At 63.4% G+C, this 16160-nt stretch carries 16 protein-coding genes and 1 pseudogene; 8 read left to right on the top strand and 9 right to left on the bottom strand.

Annotated features, from left to right (window positions below; all coding sequences use genetic code 11):
* Window positions 1–7: 7 nt before the first annotated feature.
* Genes NKH90_RS03190 through ccmA form a run of 3 tightly spaced genes read right to left on the bottom strand, consistent with a single transcriptional unit; the run spans window position 8 to window position 1687 of the window.
* Window positions 8–385 (bottom strand): Imm50 family immunity protein, encoded by a 378-nt coding sequence (locus tag NKH90_RS03190; RefSeq protein WP_352817259.1) that lies wholly within the window; start codon window positions 383–385, stop codon window positions 8–10.
* Entirely contained in the window at window positions 385–1050 is a 666-nt protein-coding gene (gene ccmB, locus NKH90_RS03185) for a heme exporter protein CcmB (RefSeq protein ID WP_352817256.1), read from the bottom strand. Before ccmB ends, NKH90_RS03190 begins: the two co-directional genes overlap by 1 nt.
* A gap of 37 nt (window positions 1051–1087) precedes the next feature.
* Complete coding sequence (gene ccmA / locus NKH90_RS03180) at window positions 1088–1687, bottom strand: heme ABC exporter ATP-binding protein CcmA (RefSeq protein WP_352450190.1); 600 nt, start codon at window positions 1685–1687, stop codon at window positions 1088–1090.
* A gap of 282 nt (window positions 1688–1969) precedes the next feature.
* Here ccmA and acnA point away from each other — a divergent pair, with 282 nt between their 5' ends.
* On the top strand, window positions 1970–4660 hold the full coding sequence (gene acnA, locus NKH90_RS03175) for an aconitate hydratase AcnA (protein WP_352817253.1): 2691 nt from the start codon (window positions 1970–1972) through the stop codon (window positions 4658–4660).
* Between the two features lie 69 nt (window positions 4661–4729).
* Here the strand turns inward: acnA and NKH90_RS03170 are convergent, their stop codons facing one another.
* The gene (locus NKH90_RS03170) at window positions 4730–5410 is read right to left on the bottom strand and encodes a ceramidase domain-containing protein (RefSeq protein WP_352470827.1); all 681 of its coding nucleotides are present in this window, start codon (window positions 5408–5410) and stop codon (window positions 4730–4732) included.
* 175 nt (window positions 5411–5585) lie between these two features.
* Here NKH90_RS03170 and NKH90_RS03165 point away from each other — a divergent pair, with 175 nt between their 5' ends.
* Window positions 5586–6335, top strand: a complete 750-nt coding sequence (locus tag NKH90_RS03165; RefSeq protein ID WP_352470828.1) for a DUF1223 domain-containing protein — start codon at window positions 5586–5588, stop codon at window positions 6333–6335.
* A 475-nt stretch (window positions 6336–6810) separates the two neighbouring features.
* Window positions 6811–7197, top strand: coding sequence for a DUF2794 domain-containing protein (locus tag NKH90_RS03160; RefSeq protein WP_031212724.1), 387 nt, complete (start codon window positions 6811–6813; stop codon window positions 7195–7197).
* Between the two features lie 4 nt (window positions 7198–7201).
* Here the strand turns inward: NKH90_RS03160 and NKH90_RS03155 are convergent, their stop codons facing one another.
* The 4 genes and pseudogenes from NKH90_RS03155 to NKH90_RS03140 all read right to left on the bottom strand — a co-directional run bounded on the left by NKH90_RS03155 (window position 7202) and on the right by NKH90_RS03140 (window position 12138).
* On the bottom strand, window positions 7202–7771 hold the full coding sequence (locus NKH90_RS03155) for a GNAT family N-acetyltransferase (protein WP_352470829.1): 570 nt from the start codon (window positions 7769–7771) through the stop codon (window positions 7202–7204).
* A gap of 109 nt (window positions 7772–7880) precedes the next feature.
* Complete coding sequence (locus NKH90_RS03150) at window positions 7881–8660, bottom strand: Bax inhibitor-1/YccA family protein (protein ID WP_254817871.1); 780 nt, start codon at window positions 8658–8660, stop codon at window positions 7881–7883.
* 219 nt (window positions 8661–8879) lie between these two features.
* Window positions 8880–11429: an ABC transporter permease gene (locus tag NKH90_RS03145; RefSeq protein WP_352817775.1), complete on the bottom strand. Its 2550-nt coding sequence runs from the start codon at window positions 11427–11429 to the stop codon at window positions 8880–8882.
* Window positions 11429–12138: pseudogene (locus NKH90_RS03140) on the bottom strand (ABC transporter ATP-binding protein). The gene NKH90_RS03145 and the pseudogene NKH90_RS03140 overlap by 1 nt, the downstream one beginning before the upstream one ends.
* Before the next feature lie 107 nt (window positions 12139–12245).
* Between NKH90_RS03140 and NKH90_RS03135 the strand changes: the two are divergent.
* The 4 genes from NKH90_RS03135 to NKH90_RS03120 all read left to right on the top strand — a co-directional run bounded on the left by NKH90_RS03135 (window position 12246) and on the right by NKH90_RS03120 (window position 14382).
* Entirely contained in the window at window positions 12246–12890 is a 645-nt protein-coding gene (locus NKH90_RS03135) for an arylesterase (protein WP_352817250.1), read from the top strand.
* Window positions 12891–13027: 137 nt separating this feature from the next.
* Complete coding sequence (gene thpR, locus NKH90_RS03130) at window positions 13028–13624, top strand: RNA 2',3'-cyclic phosphodiesterase (RefSeq protein WP_352450198.1); 597 nt, start codon at window positions 13028–13030, stop codon at window positions 13622–13624.
* A gap of 6 nt (window positions 13625–13630) precedes the next feature.
* Window positions 13631–13927, top strand: a complete 297-nt coding sequence (locus NKH90_RS03125; RefSeq protein WP_023679826.1) for a 4a-hydroxytetrahydrobiopterin dehydratase — start codon at window positions 13631–13633, stop codon at window positions 13925–13927.
* Window positions 13928–14019: 92 nt separating this feature from the next.
* Window positions 14020–14382 (top strand): YkvA family protein, encoded by a 363-nt coding sequence (locus NKH90_RS03120; RefSeq protein ID WP_031212728.1) that lies wholly within the window; start codon window positions 14020–14022, stop codon window positions 14380–14382.
* A gap of 40 nt (window positions 14383–14422) precedes the next feature.
* Here NKH90_RS03120 and NKH90_RS03115 read toward each other — a convergent pair whose 3' ends face one another.
* Window positions 14423–15031 carry a methyltransferase family protein gene (locus NKH90_RS03115; protein WP_352456357.1) on the bottom strand — a complete coding sequence of 203 codons (609 nt, stop codon included), beginning with the start codon at window positions 15029–15031 and terminating at the stop codon, window positions 14423–14425.
* A 360-nt stretch (window positions 15032–15391) separates the two neighbouring features.
* Between NKH90_RS03115 and NKH90_RS03110 the strand changes: the two genes are divergently transcribed.
* Window positions 15392–15898 (top strand): invasion associated locus B family protein, encoded by a 507-nt coding sequence (locus tag NKH90_RS03110; protein ID WP_023721899.1) that lies wholly within the window; start codon window positions 15392–15394, stop codon window positions 15896–15898.
* The last annotated feature ends 262 nt before the right edge of the window (window positions 15899–16160 follow it).

The following is a 16160-nucleotide window of genomic DNA, read 5'->3' as shown; positions in this document are numbered from 1 at the left end:
CCGAAGGTCACTGCGAACGCAAAACACCTGATATGTTTTTGATACGCATGTATTGGCACGTCAGAGACAGCCTGACAGCCCCTTCGCAGGTAAGCAGGATTCTACCGGCGTCATCCCACATCCTGATTGCACTCCAGCCATGGCTCCGGAACTTGCGAAGGCTAATCGATTCGATCGCGATGAACTCAAGCCCGAAAGACACGGCATTGAACGCCGCCCATTTGGCGGGGGGCCGGTAGGGGAGGACGGTCGAGATGAAGGAAAGGTACATGCTAGGCCCTTCACGATTGATTTCGGCCTTGGTTACCTCGACGGAAGACAGGTCCGGATAGTTGCCGTAGATTGTCTGGAGAAAGATCGGGTTCTCTATGCGCAGCGGCCACATCAATCCGTTCCGTGCCGAAGCGCCAGCGCCGCCGCCACCGGCCCGAGCACGGCAAGGAACAGGGTCAGCGCGGCGAGAATGAGGAAGGGCTGCAGAAAAGGATCGGGGTTCGCCACCGCGCCATAGCTTGCTGATACGCCGAAGATCAGCACGGGAATGGTTAGCGGCAGCACCAGCACCGAGATCAGCAGGCCCCCGCGCGGCAGCGCCACCGCCACCGCGGCACCGGCGGCACCGATGAAGGTGATCGCCGGCGTGCCTACCAGAAGCGTCAACGCCGTGGCGCCGATGCCGGCCGGCTCCATGTTCATGAACAGGCCGAGCAAGGGAGCGGCGATGACCAGCGGCAGCACGCTTCCCGCCCAATGCGCCAGGCATTTCGTCAGAACGGTCAAGGCCAGCATGTGCCGGTCGTTGCCAAGCACCAGAAGATCGAGCGAGCCGTCCTCGCGGTCGGCCTGGAACAGCCGGTCGAGGCCGAGCAGGCAGGCCAGCAAGGCGGCGATCCACAGGATCGCCGGGCCGATGCGGGCCAGCAGCTTCAGCTCGGGACCGACGCCGAAGGGGATGGTCGCGATAACGGCGAGAAAGAAAATCACGCCGGTAAGCGCCCCGCCGCCGGCGCGGATACTCAGGCGGATGTCGCGCAGGAAGAGGGCTAGCATGATGTGAGATGCTTTCGCCTGTGAAGGAATGCCAACATCAGCCGGTCATCCTCAATTCCTTTCCCTCGATCCCCAGCGGCAAATGCGTCGCCGCAACCACGATCCCCCCACTCTCGAGGTGCTTCCCCATCAATTCGCCGAATCTCTCCTCCGAAGCATTGTCCAGTCCTGCCGTCGGCTCATCGAGCAGCCACAATGGCCGGTGGCTTACCAGCAGTTTTGCAATCGCCGCGCGGCGGCGTTGCCCGGTCGAGAGATAGCCGAACGGCAGATGGCCGATGCCGCCCAGCCCGACGGTTTCCAGCGCCTCTTCAACACCCGCGGAACCGGCGCCCGAAAAATCGCGCCAGAAGCACAGGTTTTCCGTAACGCTCAGCGCCGTCTTCATCGCGTTGAGGTGGCCGAGATAGTGACACGCCGAGGCGGCCGACGGAAAGTCTTCGCCACCACCTTCGAACCGCACACGGCCTGCCGCCACCGGCAACAGTCCGGCGACGATCCTGAGCAGCGTCGATTTGCCGGCGCCGTTCGGCCCGGTGACGACCAGCGCCTGGCCATCCCCCAGCGCGAATTCGATGCCGGAAAATACCGTCTCGCCGCCGCGTTCGCCGCCCAGATTTTCGGCGATCAGCCGCATCCGTCCCCCTTCGCCGAAAGTTCAGGCGCGGCTTCGGTGCGCCGCACCAAAAATGGCGATTCCGTGTCTAGAACTATTCCAGAAAATTCTCTATATCCGCATCATCCGTGCCAGCGGTCGGCACGGGAACCGAATTTGCGCCGAACCAGCGCGCGTGCCGCCTTGAACGGCCCGGACGCTTGGGAACGGATAGCGGAAATGGCCGTACCCGCACCTTTGCGCGTGATTTGCATGCCCACTGGCGTCCGTTCCCTTCCGGCAACCGACAGTTAGGGATCGCACGTGTCCAAATCACTCGACAGCTTCAATTGCCGCCGCACGCTGACCGCCAGCGGCACCGAGTACGTTTACTATGACCTTGTCGAGGCCGAAAAGAACGGCCTCACCGGTATTGCCCAATTGCCCTATTCGATGAAGGTGCTGCTGGAGAATCTGCTGCGCAACGAGGACGGCCGTTCCGTCACCAAGGAGAGCATCCAGGCGGTCGCCGGCTGGCTGACTGACCGGGGCACCGCCGGCGTCGAGATCGCCTATCGCCCGGCACGCGTGCTGATGCAGGATTTCACCGGCGTTCCAGCCGTGGTCGACCTTGCCGCCATGCGCGACGCCATGGCCTCGCTCGGCGGCGACCCACAAAAGATCAATCCGCTGGTGCCGGTCGATCTGGTCATCGACCATTCGGTCATCGTCGACGAATTCGGCACGCCACTGGCTTTCGCCCGCAATGTCGAGCTTGAATATGAGCGCAACGAGGAACGCTACAAGTTCCTGAAATGGGGCCAGCAGGCGTTCCGCAATTTCCGCGTCGTGCCGCCCGGCACCGGCATCTGCCATCAGGTCAATCTCGAATATCTCGGTCAGGTCGTGTGGACCAACAGCGAAGACGGCGAGACCACCGCCTATCCCGACACCTGCGTCGGCACCGATTCACATACCACGATGATCAACGGCCTCGGCGTTCTCGGCTGGGGCGTCGGCGGCATCGAGGCGGAGGCCGCGATGCTTGGCCAGCCGGTCTCCATGCTGCTGCCTGAAGTCATCGGCTTCCGGCTCACCGGCAGGCTGAGGGAAGGCGTCACCGCCACCGACCTGGTGCTCACCGTCACCCAGATGCTGCGCAAGAAGGGCGTCGTCGGCAAGTTCGTCGAATTCTTCGGGCCGGGCCTGTCCAACATGACGCTGGCCGACCGCGCCACCATCGGCAACATGGCGCCGGAATATGGCGCCACCTGCGGCTTCTTCCCGGTCGACAGCGAAACCATCCGCTATCTGACAATGTCCGGTCGCGACGAAAGCCGCATCGCCCTGGTCGAGGCCTATTCGAAGGCGCAAGGCTTGTGGCGCGATGCCGGCTCGGCCGATCCGGTCTTCACCGACCTGCTGGAGCTCGATCTCGGCAGTGTCGTCCCGTCGATGGCCGGCCCGAAGCGGCCGGAAGGCCGGGTCGCACTTGAAGACATTCCGGCCGGCTTCGCCAAGGCCATGCAGTCCGAATACAGGAAGGCCGCCGAAATCGACAAGCGCTATGCCGTCGAGGGCACGAGCTACGATCTTGGCCATGGCGATGTGGTCATCGCCGCCATCACCTCCTGCACCAACACCTCGAACCCGAGCGTGCTGATCGGCGCCGGGCTGTTGGCGCGCAATGCCAACCGGCTCGGCCTCGAGCAGAAGCCGTGGGTCAAGACCTCATTGGCGCCGGGCAGCCAGGTCGTCGCCGAATATCTCGAGAAATCCGGCCTGCAGAAGGAGCTCGACCAGATCGGCTTCAACCTGGTCGGCTTCGGCTGCACCACCTGCATCGGCAATTCCGGCCCATTGCCGGCGCCGATCTCCAAGACCATCAACGATAAGGGCTTGATTGCTGCGGCAGTCTTGTCCGGCAACCGCAATTTCGAAGGCCGCGTCTCGCCCGACGTGCAAGCGAACTATCTCGCCTCGCCGCCACTGGTCGTCGCCCACGCGCTGGCCGGGACCGTGACCAAGGATCTGACCACCGAGCCGCTCGGCGAGGATCGCAACGGCAATCCGGTCTATCTCAAGGATATCTGGCCGAGTTCGGTCGAGATCCAGGAATTCATCGAGAAGAACGTCACGCGCGAATTGTTCGCCCGCAAATATGCAGACGTCTTCAAGGGCGACGAGTACTGGCAGAACGTCAAGGCGCCGGAAGGCCAGACCTATGCCTGGGACGACAATTCCACCTATGTGCAGAACCCGCCCTATTTCGCCGGCATGACGTCGGGCTTCGGCAAGATCGGCGATATCAAGGGCGCGCGTGTGCTCGGTCTGTTCGGCGACAAGATCACCACCGACCACATTTCGCCGGCCGGTTCGATCAAGGCGGCCTCGCCGGCCGGCAAGTACCTCACCGACCACGGCGTCGGCGTCGCCGATTTCAACCAGTACGGCACGCGCCGCGGCAATCATGAGGTAATGATGCGCGGCACCTTCGCCAACATCCGCATCCGCAACCACATGCTGGGCGAGAACGGCCGCGAGGGCGGCTACACCATCCATTACCCGTCGAAAGAAGAGGAATCGATCTACGACGCCGCCATGCGGTACAAGAAGGAAGGCGTGCCGCTGGTCATCTTCGCCGGCGTCGAATATGGCAACGGCTCGTCGCGCGACTGGGCGGCCAAGGGCACCAATTTGCTGGGCGTCCGCGCGGTCATCGCCCAGTCTTTCGAGCGCATCCACCGCTCCAATTTGGTCGGCATGGGCGTGATCCCCTTCGTCTTCGAGGAAGGCACCTCATGGGCCTCGCTCAACCTCAAGGGCGACGAACTGGTCGAGATCGACGGACTGGGCAACATCAAGCCGCGGCAGAAGATGATCGCCAGGATCACCTACGGCGACGGCAGCGTCAAAGAGGTTCCGATCATCTGCCGCATCGATACGCTGGACGAGCTCGACTACTTCAAGAATGGCGGCATCCTGCAATACGTGCTGCGCGATCTGGCCGCTTAAGGGAGTAGGGCAATAAGGGAGTAGGGCAGTAGGGTGAAGCAAGGAGAAGCGACTTATTCCCCTACTGCCCTACTGCCCTACTGCCCTAATTCCCGGCTTTCCAAACCGCGCTGTCGCCGCCAGCAGCACGCCGAGCATCAGCCCGTTGAATATGTGCCACAGGAAATGCGTGCCGAGCGGAAAGCCGCCGCAGACCAGCGGATCGATCATCCGGCAGATGACCGACACGACGAAGATCGCCGAGCCCGCCAGATTGTACCAGCCGGCACGGTTGCCGCTGGCCGCCACCATGGCGCCGAAGAAGGCGAGCGCCAGGAAGGGCGGCAGATAGCCGGTCGTCCCGTTCGACGCCTGGCGCAGCCAGTCGGGCACGGCAAAGGTCACCAGCCCGGCGACGGCATAGAAGGCGACGAAAATGGCGATCGCCTTGCCCCATTTCATGCCGAGAAAACGCCGCAGGTTGAACAGCGTGTAGGCCAGCGTGAACCCGGCGATCGGCAGCACGTCGGCCCAGACCGTGCCACGGTTGGCAAAGGTGTGGAACAGCGACGAGCCGACGCCGATCGCCACCACCCACCAGGCCAGCACTTCGGCGAAGGTGCCGGTGCCGCGCTTGCGCACCTGCCAGACACCCCATAGCCCGGCGGCAAAAAAAGCCAGATTGCTCAGCGCATTTAGCGGTTCGGCCCAGAATTCCGGCCCCGTCCGTTCGCAATAGAGGTCGACCGGCGCCAGGAGAGATTGCCACATGCTGATTGCCGCCCGAATCGCTTCCATCGTAAAGTGCAAGTCCACCTATTGCGCCCTTGCCAGCGGTTGCAACGGCAAAATTTCACCGCAACGTGACTTCCCGTTGACTGCCGCTTCTGCCACATATTTCGACAACCAGAACAAAGCCGGCGTCACCGGCGGGATCGGAACGGCTATGCCATCTCGAAGACCATTGCGGCTTGCGGCCCTTGCGCTGGCCCTCTCGGCGTTTGCCGGCAGGGCCCTTGCCGAGCCAACCGACAAGCCATTAGGCGTCGTCGAGCTCTTCACCAGCCAGGGATGCAACTCCTGTCCGCCGGCAGATGAATTCTTCGCCGAGCTCGCCGCCAAAGAGGACATCGTCGCGCTCGCCTATCATGTCGATTATTGGGATTACCTCGGCTGGCAGGACACGCTGAGCCGCAAGGAAAATACCGAGCGGCAATACGAGTATATGCGCGCCTTCGGCAGTCGTTCCGTCTACACCCCGCAAGCCGTCATAAACGGCCGCAGCCATGTCAACGGCGCCAGCCGCAAGGAAGTCGACGGCGCGCTGGCCCGCATGGAGAGGGTCGGCGAAGGCATGCGCGTCGGCATCAAGGTCAGCCGGACCAGCGATCGCGTCATGATCGATGCCGGCGACGCTGTGACCGGCCCAACCGACGCGCATGTCGTCATCGTCTATTTCAATCCGCCGCAGACGATAAAGATCGGCAAGGGCGAAAACAGCGGCCGCAGCATGACCTACTGGAACGCCGTCTCCAGCATCCAGACCGCCGGCATGTGGCACGGCAAGGCGCAGCGCTACGAACTGCCGATGAGCGAGATCGCCAAGAAGGGCGGCTGCGCCGTGCTGCTGCAGTCGGTCGGCAAGGACGGCATGCCCGGGCCGATCCTGGGCGCAGCCTTTATCCGCAAGCCTTAGATAGGGCGCCCCCCGTTCTCCCCTTGTTGTGGGAGAAGGGATAACCGCGCTCAAGCCTCCGACGACAGCCTATCTGGATGGATCGCATCGCCACGGCTAATAAAAAACCGGCGTCAGCTTGCTTCTGACGCCGGTCATTTAGGTTTTGGGATCGTCGCACCCGATCTTTCCAAGGAAAAACCGAGGTTGGTTCGATCCGACGCAGACCCGTGGGCGGGGGGCTTGGGGTTTACGAGCCGGTGCCGGACCGAACCGTCTCAGGCAACGCCGGTAAATTCGTCGGACATTGGGGCATGAGCACGGATAAAAAAAGGCAGGATTGTGGCAAAGCATCACCAATTTCAACAGGCGTTTCGCAAACGTGACTGGACGCTGGAGAAACCGCGCGGTGCTGCCGTTGCCCGGCCGGGCCTTGCAATTCGGCAACGAAAGCGCCAACTTTGGTCGGCGTACGATTCATTGCGAGGATCCAGGCATGACTGATCGCAGCAGCGGGACGGAGGATGGGGACGCATCCGCAATATTGATCCCGCTGCATGAGGCAAGACGCGAACGCCTCGACCAGCCGGTGCGGTTCGACCGGCGCGAACTGGACCAGATCCTCAGGCTCTACGGCCGTATGGTTGCCGCCAATGAGTGGCGCGACTATGCCATCGACCATCTCGCCGACCGCGCCGTTTTTTCCGTCTTCCGCCGCACCAGCGAAGTGCCGCTTTTCCAGATCGTCAAGGATCCGAAGCTGGCGCGCCGGCAAGGCGCGTTCGCCGTCATCGCCGCCGGCGGGCGCATCCTCAAGCGCGGCCAGGAACTCGGCCGGGTGCTTGGCGTGTTCGACCGAACACTGAAGCTGGTCGAGGCGTAACCCTTTATTTTTGCAGGCGGAACTTGCGCTCGGGCAGCGATTGCGGATCAGGCGGGATGGACGCCCCGCCGTTGATCGGCAGCTGCATGAAAACCGTGTCCAGCCAGCGTCCGTGCTTATAGCCTGAGCCTTCCAGGCGGCCGGAATGACGAAAGCCGAGCTTCTCGTGCAACCTTACCGAGGCGCTGTCGGGCCGGCCGTCGCCGATCACCGCGATGATCTGGCGAAAACCCGCCGCCTTGGCCGCTTCGATCAGCCCTTGCATCAAGAGCAGCCCGACGCCTTGCCCTTTGGCCTCGGGCGCGACATAGACGGAATCCTCGACGACGAAGCGGTAGGCCGGGCGCGGCCGGAACGCCCCGGCATAGGCATAGCCGAGCACGGCGCCGGCCTTTTCCGCAACGAGATAGGGAAAGCCGCCCGCCATCAGAGTGTCGAAGCGCGTGCCCATCTCGGCGCGGCTCGGCGGTTCGAGTTCGTAGCTCGCCGTGCCGTTTATCACCGCGTCGGCATAGATTTCCGTGATCTGGTCAAGGTCGGCCAATGTCGCGGCGCGTATCGTGATGCTGCTCATAATTTAGGCACGTCGTTCATCTGCCCTATATCACAGCAAAAGCCGGGACAAAAGAAAAGGGCGGCCATTGGGCCGCCCTTTCCAAACTCGCTGGTCCAGGAAACCGTACTTAGCGACGGTCGCCCATGAACTGCAGCAGAAACATAAACAGGTTGATGAAGTCGAGATAGAGCCTCAATGCGCCCATGATCGCCTTGCGGCCGGCGACATCGGTCTCGTCGCCCTCGAAGTACATCTCCTTGATGTTCTGCGTGTCGTAGGCGGTGAGGCCCGCGAAGATCAGCACGCCGATCGCCGAAACGGCGAAGGAAAGCGCCGACGACTGCAGGAAGATGTTGATTACCATCGCGATGATCAGGCCGACCAGGCCCATGACCAGGAACGACCCGAACGCCGAGAGATCGCGCTTGGTCGTGTAGCCGTAGAGCGACAGCCCGCCAAAGGCGGCGGCGGTGGCGAAGAAGGTCTGCGAGATGCTGGCGGTGGTGTAGACCAGGAAGATCGACGACAGCGACAGGCCGACGAGGCCGGCGTAGACCCAGAATGTCGTCTGCGCGGCCGAAACGCTCATCGACTGGACGCGGAACGACAGGAACATCACCGCTGCCAGCGGGGCGAAGATCACCAGCCATTTCAGCGGCGAGCCGAAGATCGCGTAGCCGAACGAGGTCAGCATCTCGCCGCTTGGCAACGTCGCGACCGCCGAGGCGGGATCGCTGGTGGTGGCCAGCATGATTGTGCCGACCGCGGCAAGGCCGGTGATGAGGAGGCCAAGCCCCATCAGATTGTAGACCTTGATCATGTAGGCCCGCAGGCCCTGGTCGATGGCAGCGTCGACGCCGGCGCCGGGCACGGCGCGCGTCTGATAATTGCGAACGGGATCAGCCATGGAAATCCTCATATTGCTTCTGCCCCGTCCGGTGTCAGGTCCTTTTGAACCCAGGCGCCGCTGGCGGGGCTCCAGCATGCCTGCGCCGAAATATGATGGTTCTTGGCGTAAAGGACAAGACCGTAACCAAGCGTAATGCTCCGTGAAGTGCCGGAGATACGGTTTTATTGGCCTTCCCGCCCGGAACATTACCGAGATTTAATCGAAACCGGCTCTGGCTCAAAGATTCCGCAGCACCGGCGCCGCCTTGTGGCCCAGCACCCGCCACGTGCCGGCAAGGCCGATGCCGACCGTGACCACCAGCGAAAAGCCGATGGTCGCCACCGCCACCTCGGGCATGAAGTGCGATGGCAGCGTCATGATGCGCGCGACGACGAACCATGCCGCCACAGCGCCCGCCGCCAGCGCGAAGATCGCGGTAGCAAGGCCGATCAGCATGTATTCCAGCGAAAACGCGGCGATCAGCGTTTTTCTGGTCGCACCCAGGGTCTTCAGCACCACCGCGTCGTGAATGCGAGCCCGGTTGCCGGCGGCGAGCGCCCCGGCCAGCACCAGCACCGAGGCGATCAACGCCACCCCCGCTGCTGCCCTGATTGCTGTGCCGAGCTGCGCCACCAGCCGGTTGACGATTTCGAGCGCGTCCTTGACCCTGACCGTCGTCACCGCGGGAAAGGCACGCGTGACGGCGTTGAGAAGATGCGCATCGTCGGCTGCCGACGCATTCGTCTCGGTCAGCGTCGCCAACCAGCCATGCGGCGCACCGGCGAACGTGTTGGGCGAGAACACCATGACGAAATTGATGCCTATGGTTTCCCATTCGACGTGGCGGAAATTGGCGATCTTGGCCGTGATGTTGCGGCCGAGCACGTTGACGGTGATGGTGTCGCCGAGCTTCAGCCCGATCTCTTTGCCTTCCTCGGCGGAAAACGAGACCAGCGGCTCGCCGGCATAGTTCTCCGGCCACCAGCTGCCCTCGGTCAGCGTCGCATTCTCCGGCAGCTTTGCGTCATAGGTCAGGCCACGGTCGCCGCGCAGTACCCAGGCGCCTTCGGCCGGAACCTTGACCTTGTCGACATTGACGCCGTTGAGCGCCATCACCCGGCCGCGCAACATCGGCACCTTGATCAGCCTGCCTTGCGGTGCCTCTTTGCCGACCAGCGCGGAGAAGGCATCGACGTCACTGCTCTGGATATCGACGAAGAAGAAGTTCGGTGCCCTTTCCGGCAGGCTGCCCGAGATCTGCCGCCTGAGATTGCCGTCGATCAACGCCAGCGTCACCAGCAGCGTCAGCCCGAGTCCCAACGACAGCACCACGGACGGCGTCAAGGCGCCAGGCCGATGGATGTTGCCGATGGCGAGCCTGAGCGCGGTCGAGCGCACGCGCGGGCTTTTCTTCGCCGCCCACTGCACCAGCGAGCCGACCACACGCAGCACCAGGAACGAAAAGATCGTGGCGCCAACGAAGATCGAGGCAATACGGCGGTCGCCGGAAAACAGGATCGCCAGTACCGCGAGCAACAGCGCGATGCCCAATGCCGCGGCGATATAGAGCGGGCGGGGAAAACCGCGGCCCTCGAAACCCATTTCGCGAAACAGCGCCGTTGCCGGCACGTCCCGGGCGCGGCCGAGCGGCAGCAAGGCGAAAGCCAGCGTCACCAGCAGCCCGAACAGCGCTGCCATGCCGAGGGCGCCGGGATAGAACCCACCTTCCGCCGGCACTGGAATGACCGATTGGAGTGCGGCGCTGGCCGCGAACGGCATCAGCGCGCCAAGCACAAGGCCTAGCGTGATGCCGAGGGCGGCGATCATCAGGATCTGCACCAGATAGACGGCAAAGACGAAGCCGCCCGAAGCCCCCAGGCTCTTGAAGGTGGCGATGACGCCGCGCTTGCCGTCGAGATAGGCACGCACCGCATTGGCCACGCCGACGCCGCCGACCACCAGCGCCGTCAACCCAACCAGAGTCAGGAATTGCGAAAACCGTTCGATATTCGAGGACAGCGCCGGTGCTGCGTTGCTGCGGGTGCGGATCGACCAGCCGGCCTGCGGGAACTGGTTTGCCGCCTGGTCCTGGATCGCCTTGATCAGTGCCTCAGTGGTGCCGCCGGGCAGGCGGACCTTATAGGCGTTCTCGACCAGGCTGCCCGGCTGGATCAGGCCGGAAGCGGCAAGCCCGTCGGTCGACACCATCAGCCGCGGCGCAAAGCCGAAGCCATCCGACACCGCATCCGGCTCGTTGACCAGCCTGGCGCGCAGCTCGAACGTCGCGCTGCCTAGCTTTAGCCGGTCACCGATGCCAAGGTTCAGCCGCTCGAACAAGAGGTCCGGCGCGGCGGCGCCGAAGACCCCGGATTTTTCGCCGAACAGATCTTCTCGCGACAGCACCGGCTCGGTCTCCAGCGCGCCGTAGAGCGGATAGGCGCCGTCGACCGCCTTGGCCTCGACCAGCGCCTGGTCGGAGCCGTCCTCGAGCCTCGCCATCGAGCGCATATTGGCACTGTGCGAAACCGTGCCAAGCCGGTCGAGGAAGCTGCGTTCGGCTCTGGTCGGATCGCGCTGGTTGAGCTGGAAGCGGAGATCGCCGCCGAGCAGCGTCTGGCCCTGGTCGGCAACACCGGCGGAAATCGCTTGCGCCACCGAATTGACGCCGCCGATCGCAGCGACGCCGAGCGCGATGCAAGCAAGGAAGATCAGGAAGCCGGACACCCCGCCACGCATTTCTCGCAGCGAAAACCGAAAGGCGAGCCTCAGCGTGCGCGCCAGCGGCATCATGCGGTCATCCTGCCAGCCCTGGTGGCCGGCTTAGGCGCGTCTTCGATCAGCCCCGACCGCATCGACACCTGGCGCGAGCAGCGCGCCGCGAGTACCGGGTCATGCGTGACCAGCACCAGCGTCATGCCGCGTTCGGCCGCCTTGGCAAACAGCAGGTCGGCGACGTGCCGCCCCGTTGCCTGGTCGAGATTGCCGGTCGGCTCGTCGGCTATCAGGATGCGCGGCGACGGCGCCAGCGCCCGGGCGATCGCCACGCGCTGCTGCTCGCCGCCAGACAATTCGCCGGGGTAATGGGTGACGCGATCGCTCAAGCCCACCGCCGCCAGCTCGCGTGCCGCCACGCCGAATGGATCGACATGGCCGGCAAGCTCCAGCGGGACCGCAACGTTTTCCAGCGCCGTCATATTGGGGATGAGATGGAAAGACTGGAACACGATGCCGATGTTTCGTCCCCGAAACAATGCGATCTCGTTTCGCTTTTGCCGTTGAGCTGCTCGCCGGCAATTCGGACCGTACCCGAATCGACCCTTTCAAGTCCGGCCAAAACCATCAGCAATGTCGACTTTCCCGAACCTGAAGGTCCAACGATGCCGGTCGCTTCGCCGCCCGCCACATCGAGGCTGACGCCCTTCAGCACATGGACCGAGGATGCACCTTCGCCGAGCGTCAGCGATACGTCTTTCAGCGAAATGACGGCTTCTTCCAAAATCAAATCGTCCTATATGGGGGATGAAGGCTAGTGCATCCGATGCTCGACAAAGACGAAAACCTGCCTTCGCCAACAGATGTTCCTGGTCATATGGGGCCTGCCGCATGGCTTTCAAACACACCTTTGCCGCAGCCTTCGCCCTTTTCCTCGCCATTTGCGGCGCCATTTCGTCGGCGCGCGCCGAACCGTTCACCATTGTCGGTTTCGGCGACAGCCTGATGGCGGGTTATGGCCTCGGGCCAGGTCAGGGCTTCACCGAGAAGCTGCAGGCGGCGCTGCGCGCCAAGGGCTACGATGTCACGGTCGCCAACGCCGGCGTCTCCGGCGATACGACGAGCGGCGGCCTGTCGCGGCTCGACTGGTCGGTGCCGGACGGCACGCAACTCGTCATCCTGGAGCTCGGCGCCAACGACATGCTGCGCGGCGTTTCGCCCGCCATAGCGGAAAAGAACCTGGACGCCATGCTGGCAAAACTGAAGCAGCGCAACATCGCCGTTTTGCTGGCCGGAATGCGCGCGGCGCCCAATCTCGGCGCCGACTACCAGAACGCCTTCGACGCGACCTTTCCGAGACTGGCTGAAAAATATGGCGTGCCGCTCTATCCTTTCTTTCTCGAGGGCATCGCCGGTCAATCCGTCCTGCAACTCGAGGACGGCCTTCATCCAAACGCCCGAGGCGTCGACCGTATCGTCGAGGGTATCCTGCCCAGTGTGGAGAAGACCATTGAAGCGGTCCGGGGCAATTCCTGAAGGCGAGGGTTCGCCGTCGCAACACCTTCCGCAAGGGAAGCTTTTAGGCAGGCCTGCGACCAACAAACCCCTTGCCCCGTTTGAATATCGATGATTCGCTAGGGGCAAGAGTTCGATTCGAGGACAGGAGGCTTCCCATGCCGCGTCTTTTTACCGCCCTCGAGATACCGCGTGATGCCGCTCTTTCGCTGTCCCTGCTCAGGGGCGGCCTGCCGGGAGCCCGCTGGATCGACGTCGAAAACTATCATCTGACGCTGCGCTTCATCGGCGATGTCGAGGGCCATGTCGCCGACGACATCGCCAATGCGCTTGACCGTGTTCACCGCCCGTCCTTCCCGCTGACGCTGTCCGGCGTCGGCGCCTTCGGCCAGAAGAAGCCGCATGCGGTGTGGGCCGGGGTCGCCGCTTCGCCCGATCTTTCCGCATTGCAGGCCGAGATCGAGCGCATCTGCCAGCGGCTCGGCATTCCGGCCGACCCGCGCAAGTTCATGCCGCATGTGACGCTGGCCCGCCTGCGCAATTCGAGTCCGCTCGACGTCGCCCAGTACCTGTCGGCACGCGGCAATTTTTCGACGCTGCCGTTCCGGGTCGGCCGCTTCGTGCTGATGTCGTCGCGCGATTCGGTTGGCGGCGGGCCTTACGTCGTCGAGGAGGCCTGGCCGCTTTCAGGTGCCGACAACCGCGTCGCCAGCCGTTTGGTCGGCGCCGCCGACGCTTCGCGGATCATGCGGTAGACGGACATGGCCAGGGAGAAACTAGCAAAAGAGGCGATCCGCGCCGAACTTGCCGGCCTCGACGGCTGGTCGCTGGCCAAGGATGGTGGCTCGATCACCCGCAGCTTCACCTTCAAGAATTTCTCCGAAGCCTTTGCCTTCATGACCCGCGTTGCCCTGGCCGCGGAGAAGATGGACCACCATCCCGACTGGTCGAACGTCTACAAGACGGTAAACGTGACCCTCAACACGCACGACGCCGGCGGCCTGACCGCGCTGGATTTCGATCTGGCCAGGAAAATGAACCGCTATTTCGGCGGCTGAGCCTATCTGCACCTTGCAGCGAGGTTCGGCTTTCACCACATTTTGCGTCGCGGTCACGCGTGAAGTCACGCGACGGCCGCAAGGAGAGGTTGATGGCGCAAAAATCCGGTTTTGATTTCTTCGGCCTCGGCAGCAAGCCGGGCAACGAGAGCGAAGTGCGCGAAAAGTTCTGGCGTACGGCGAAGAAGGCCGCCCGGCAGATCCCGTTCATGGAAGAGGTGGTCGCCGCCTATTACTGTGCCATGGACAAGAAGACGCCGCTGCGCGCCAAGGGCACCTTGCTGGCTGCGCTCGGCTATTTCGTGCTGCCGACGGACGTCATCCCCGATTTCATCCTTGGGCTAGGCTTCACCGACGACATCGCCGTGCTGACCGCCGCGATTACCGCCGTCAGCGCCCACATCACGCCGGCGCACCGGCTCGCCGCCAGGCAGGCCATCGCCGACAAGAGCTGAGCCGGTACGGCGCAAAAAATCGCGCGAGACTTTCCGGCCGTCAAACCCACCGCCGCACCCGCGCCTTGTAGGCGCGATAGGCATCTCCGAACTTCCGCTCGAGATAGCGCTCTTCCGGCGCGATAACGCCGGTATTGATCACCCACAGCAGGGGGATGACGAGCGCGATAGCCCAAAGACTTCCGGCCGCGACGCCGAGGCCCAGATAGACGAGGGTCGTTCCCAGATAGAACGGATTCCTGGTGCGCCGATAGATACCGTCGACGACCAGCGCCGTCGTCGGCAAGGTCGGTGGTATGTTGGTGCCAGCGGCCTGAAAGCGGCCCGCCGCCATAAAGATGAACACGAAGCCGCACACCGCGAGCACAGCGCCGGTCAGATAGCGGGCGAGCGCCTGCCCGGCCATGACCGGGAGCGGCACGAGCACCTCGAGCACGGTTGCCGCCACCAGGAAGCCAAGGAAGATCAAAGGCGGCAGCGCAATGACCCCGGCCACGTCGGGCGCGCCCGATCCGCCCGCCGTCTCCCCGGCATCCGACCGGCGCACCGCGCCACCGGCCGTCCGCCGCATGGCGACACGAATGCCGAACACAATCGCCAGGACGGCTGTGCCGCCCGCGAGGATCAGGACTGTCTCGGAAACGGCCATGGCCAAATCTCCCGTAAGCCGCCAGGGAGGGCACCCTGGCCGAGCGCCGTAGCGGCGAACGCAGACATGGTACCGCCTGCAGGGAAATTCGTCACGCACCTCAAAAAGCGAGAATCGCGGCAAGACCTAGCTGCTTGAAAAGTCAAACTCTTGCCGTTTTCGTGGCCTCCAAGTCGCGGCAGGGACATTGCGCCAGCCGCTTTTTCGAGCGGCAGCGCGAAGACGGCGGCGGTTTCCTGGCGTGAACATCCTTTTCTCAGGGGAATTTCACCGTTTGGTAACCCAGATTAAATCAAAATGAAGCGACGGGCAGGACGCCGAGCCGGCCTGCCGCCGCACCAGTGGAATACGGGAAAAGCGATGCGCGGATTGATTGCTATAGTTTCCAGCCTGGCCCTGGTGGCCTTGACGGCGCCCGCGCTGGCGCAGTCGGCAACCAAGATCGGCCAGCATAATGCCTGGGGCACCTACAGTTATCAGGCGTCGGGCGGCGGCAAGGTCTGCTATGTCCTGACGGTGCCAACCGACAAGCAGCCGCCGACGCTCGATCACGGCGACATGTTCTTCTTCGTCAGCCAGCGGCCGGGGCAGCAAGTGTCCTACGAGCCGCAATTCATTGCCGGCTATACCTTCCAGGAAGGTTCCAAGGCCACCGTCACCATCGACAAGAAGTCTTTTTCGATGTTCACGCGCGGCAAGTCGGCCTGGGTCGAGAACGCCGCCGAGGAGCCGGTGCTGATAGCCGCGATGAAGACCGGCACCGACATGAAGGTGTCGGCCAAGTCCGGCCGCGGCAACACCACCACCTACGTCTTCTCGCTGAAGGGCATCTCGGCGGCGCTGGCCTCGATCGCCAAGTGCAAGTAGGTAGAGCCGGAAGAACAACGAACCTTTTAGGCGTTGAGGCCGCCCTCAGTGCCCTGCCGGGCATTTCTCCCCGTATGGTGACGCGGAGAAGAGCGCCGCATGGAAGCTTTCGCCAATTGCCGGCGTTGCAGGAACGGCGCTGGCGTCGCCGTCGGATGAGGGCAGCGCCGAGGTCGCCAATTTGGTTGTCTCCAACGTAAAACTGGACGCCAGCCTTTTCTGAAGCCCTGCCCTTGCTTGCGCGCCCGGCATGACTCCGCCG

It is taken from the genome of Mesorhizobium sp. M0898, from assembly GCF_040319695.1.
Classification (GTDB): Bacteria; Pseudomonadota; Alphaproteobacteria; order Rhizobiales; family Rhizobiaceae; genus Mesorhizobium.
This window is presented reverse-complemented; position numbering and strand designations above follow the sequence as displayed.